The organism is Pseudomonas sp. K5002, from assembly GCF_013386655.1.
In the GTDB taxonomy this organism is placed as follows: Bacteria; Pseudomonadota; Gammaproteobacteria; order Pseudomonadales; family Pseudomonadaceae; genus Aquipseudomonas.
This window is the reverse complement of sequence record NZ_JACARK010000747.1, coordinates 1-3,251: the sequence shown is the minus strand read 5'-3', so window position 1 is coordinate 3,251 and position 3,251 is coordinate 1. Positions and strand designations below refer to the sequence as shown.

The 3,251-nt window shown below is 62.5% G+C and carries 3 protein-coding genes and 1 pseudogene; 2 read left to right on the top strand and 2 right to left on the bottom strand.

Features of this window, described 5'->3' with window-relative positions:
• A partial coding sequence (locus tag HX846_RS27620) for an HlyD family secretion protein (protein ID WP_178966507.1) occupies nucleotides 1–410 on the top strand: 410 nt, incomplete at its 5' end.
• Nucleotides 407–1,735, top strand: coding sequence for a TolC family outer membrane protein (locus tag HX846_RS27615; protein ID WP_177020964.1), 1,329 nt, complete (start codon nucleotides 407–409; stop codon nucleotides 1,733–1,735). The genes HX846_RS27620 and HX846_RS27615, both read left to right, overlap by 4 nt.
• A 163-nt stretch (nucleotides 1,736–1,898) precedes the next feature.
• Here the strand turns inward: HX846_RS27615 and trmA are convergent, their stop codons facing one another.
• Together trmA and HX846_RS27605 are read right to left on the bottom strand one after the other, a co-directional pair.
• Nucleotides 1,899–2,978 carry a tRNA (uridine(54)-C5)-methyltransferase TrmA gene (gene trmA, locus HX846_RS27610; RefSeq protein WP_177081793.1) on the bottom strand — a complete coding sequence of 360 codons (1,080 nt, stop codon included), beginning with the start codon at nucleotides 2,976–2,978 and terminating at the stop codon, nucleotides 1,899–1,901.
• Nucleotides 2,975–3,251 (bottom strand): annotated as a pseudogene (locus HX846_RS27605) (NCS2 family permease); the annotation flags it as partial. The pseudogene HX846_RS27605 and the gene trmA, both read right to left, overlap by 4 nt.

The following is a 3,251-nucleotide window of genomic DNA, read 5'->3' as shown; positions in this document are numbered from 1 at the left end:
TGTACACCGAAGGCGGCGTGATCAAGCCCGGCCAGGCGCTGATGGACATCGTGCCCCAGGGCGAACCACTGCTGGTGGAAGCGCGGGTGCCGGTGCAGATGGTCGACAAGGTGCACCCGGGCTTGCCGGTGGAGTTGCTGTTCTCGGCGTTCAACCAGAGCACCACCCCACGCATTGCCGGTGAAGTGACGCTGGTGTCGGCCGACCGCCAGGTCGACGAGCGCACCGATGAGCCGTATTACACCTTGCGCGCCCAGGTCAGTGCAGCTGGCATGCGCCAGCTCGACGGCTTGCAGATTCGCCCGGGCATGCCGGTGGAAGCGTTCGTCAAAACCGGTGAGCGCTCGATGCTCAACTACCTGTTCAAACCCTTGATGGATCGGACTCACATGGCGTTGGTGGAAGAATGAAGGCGCTGTTATTCGGTCTGTGTTGTGCCTGCAGTGGATCGGTTCAGGCGCTGGGATTGCTCGACGCCTATGACTTGGCCCTGCGCAACGATCCGACGTTTCAGGCGGCAATCCAGGAGCGCGAGGCCGGCGAGGAAAACCGCATCATCGGCCGCGCCGGGCTGTTGCCGAACCTGTCCTGGAGCTACAACAACTCGCGCAATGAATCCGAAGTCACCCAGTCGACGGCGGTGGGCAACGTCACCAGCGACCGCGATTACCGCAGCTATGCCTCGACCCTGACCCTGCAACAACCGCTGCTCGATTACGAAGCCTATGCGCGCTATCGCCAGGGTGCAGCGCAGGCGCTGTTTGCCGATGAACGCTTTCGCAGCAAGAGCCAGGAACTGGCCGTGCGGGTGTTGAGCGCCTACAGCCAGGCGTTGCTGGCCCAGGAGCGGATCGAGCTGAGCCGCGCCCAGAAACGCGCGTATGCCGAGCGCCTGCAACTCAATGAACGGCTGCTCAAGGGCGGCGAGGGCACCCGCACCGATGTGCTGGAAACCCAGGCACGCCTGAGCCTGGCCCAGGCCGAAGAGATCGAATCCCTGGACACCCAGGACGCAGCCTTGCGCGAGCTGGAAGCGATTGTGGGCCAGCCGTTGCAGATAGACGAGTTGGCGCCGCTGACTCGCCAGTTCGAGATCCCGCCGCTGGAGCCCAACCGTTTCGAGACCTGGCGGGAAATGGCGATGGCCAACAACCCGGAGCTCAAATCCCAGCACCACGCGCTGGACGTCGCCGAATACGAAGTGGAGCGCAAGCGCGCCGGGCACATGCCCAAGGTCAGCCTGTATGCGAGCAGCCGCCAGACCAGCTCGGATTCGGAAAGCAGCTACAACCAGAAGTACGATACCAACAGCGTCGGCATCCAGGTCAGCCTGCCGCTGTTCGCCGGTGGCTCGGTGTCGGCGTCAACCCGTCAGGCCGCCAATCAACTGTCCCAGGCCCAATATGAACTGGACGCGCAGACCGCCAGGACGCTGATCGAACTGCGCAAGCAATTCAACCTCAACACCAGCGGCGCGGCCAAAGTGCGGGCGTATGAAATGGCGGTCAGCTCGGCCACCGCCCTGGTGACGGCGACGAAGAAAAGCGTGACCGGTGGCGAGCGCGTCAACCTCGATGTGCTGGATGCCGAGCAGCAACTGTTCACGGCCCGCCGTGACCTGGCGGATGCGCGGCATGCGTATCTGCTGGCGCGGATACAACTGAAGTATTTTGCAGGGTTGCTGAACGAGCAGGACCTGCGGGCGTTGGCGGGGTATTTCCAGCCATCGGCATGATGGCTATATCGGCTAACACACCGATCCACTGTGGGAGCTGTCGAGCCTTGGCGAGGCTGCAATGGCGGCGGGGCTGATGACATTTTTCTGTCTGACCCACCGCCATCGCGGCCTCGCTAAAGCTCGACGGCTCCCACATTTTGATTTTTGCAGTGCTGGGGATTTAACGCCGGGTCAGTAACACACCCGATTCCATGTGGTGCGTCCACGGGAACTGGTCAAACATCGCGCACTGGGTAATCCGGTGCGTGTCATGCAGTTGCGCAATGTTCGCCGCCAACGTCTCCGGGTTGCAGGAGATGTACAGGATGTTCTCGAAGCGCCGGGTCAGCTCGCAGGTGTCCGGGTCCATGCCGGCACGCGGCGGGTCGACGAACACGCTGCCAAACTCGTAGCTCTTGAGGTCGATGCCGTGCAGGCGACGGAACGGCCGCACTTCATTCAAGGCCTCGGTCAGCTCTTCGGCAGACAAACGCACCAGGGTGACGTTATCCACCGCGTTTTCATCGAGGTTGCTCAGCGCCGCGTTCACCGAAGTCTTGCTGATCTCGGTGGCCAGCACTTTGCGCACGCGAGTGGCCAGGGGCAGGGTGAAGTTGCCGTTGCCGCAGTACAGCTCCAGCAAATCGTCACTGCGGTCGCCGAGCGCTTCGTACGCCCAGTTGAGCATCTTCTGGTTCACCGTGCCGTTGGGCTGGGTGAACGCGCCTTCAGGCTGGCGATAGCTGAAGGTGCGACCGCCGACGTCGAGTTTCTCGACCACGTAATCGCGGCCGATCACATCGCGCTTGCCCTTGGAACGCCCGATGATGCTGACGTTCAGGTCTGCCGCCAGCTTGTTCGCCGCCGTATGCCAATGCTCGTCCAGCGGGCGGTGATAGCACAGGGTGATCATCGCGTCGCCGGCCAGGGTGGTGAGGAACTCCACCTGGAACAGCTTGTGGCTCAGGGCGGCGCTGGCTTGCCAGGCGGCCTTGAGTTGCGGCATCAATTGGTTGATGCGCAGGCTGGCAATCGGAAACTCTTCAATGAGGATCGGTGTGCGCTTGTCGTCCTGGGAGAACATTGCGTAGTGGCGCTGACCCTCTTCGCGCCACAGGCGGAACTCCGCCCGCAGGCGGAAGTTCTGCAACGGCGAGTCGAAAACCTGAGGCTCTGGCGCGTCGAACGGCGCCAGCAGGTCACGCAGGCGCGTGACCTTTTCTTCCAGTTGAACGGTGTAGCTTGCGGCGTCAAAAGTCATGCGTTGAACCAGCCCAGCTTGATCACAAACAGAATCGACAGGATCACCAGCGCCGGGTTCAGCTCACGGTAGCGGCCCGAAAGCAGCTTGATGGCGGTCCAGGCGATGAAACCGAAGGCAATGCCGTTGGCGATGGAATAAGTGAATGGCATCGCCAGGGCGGTGATCACCACCGGTGCGGCGACGGTGATGTCGTCCCAGTCGATTTCGGCCAGGCCCGAGGTCATCAGCACGGCGACGAACAGCAGCGCCGGTGCGGTGGCGAAGGCCGGG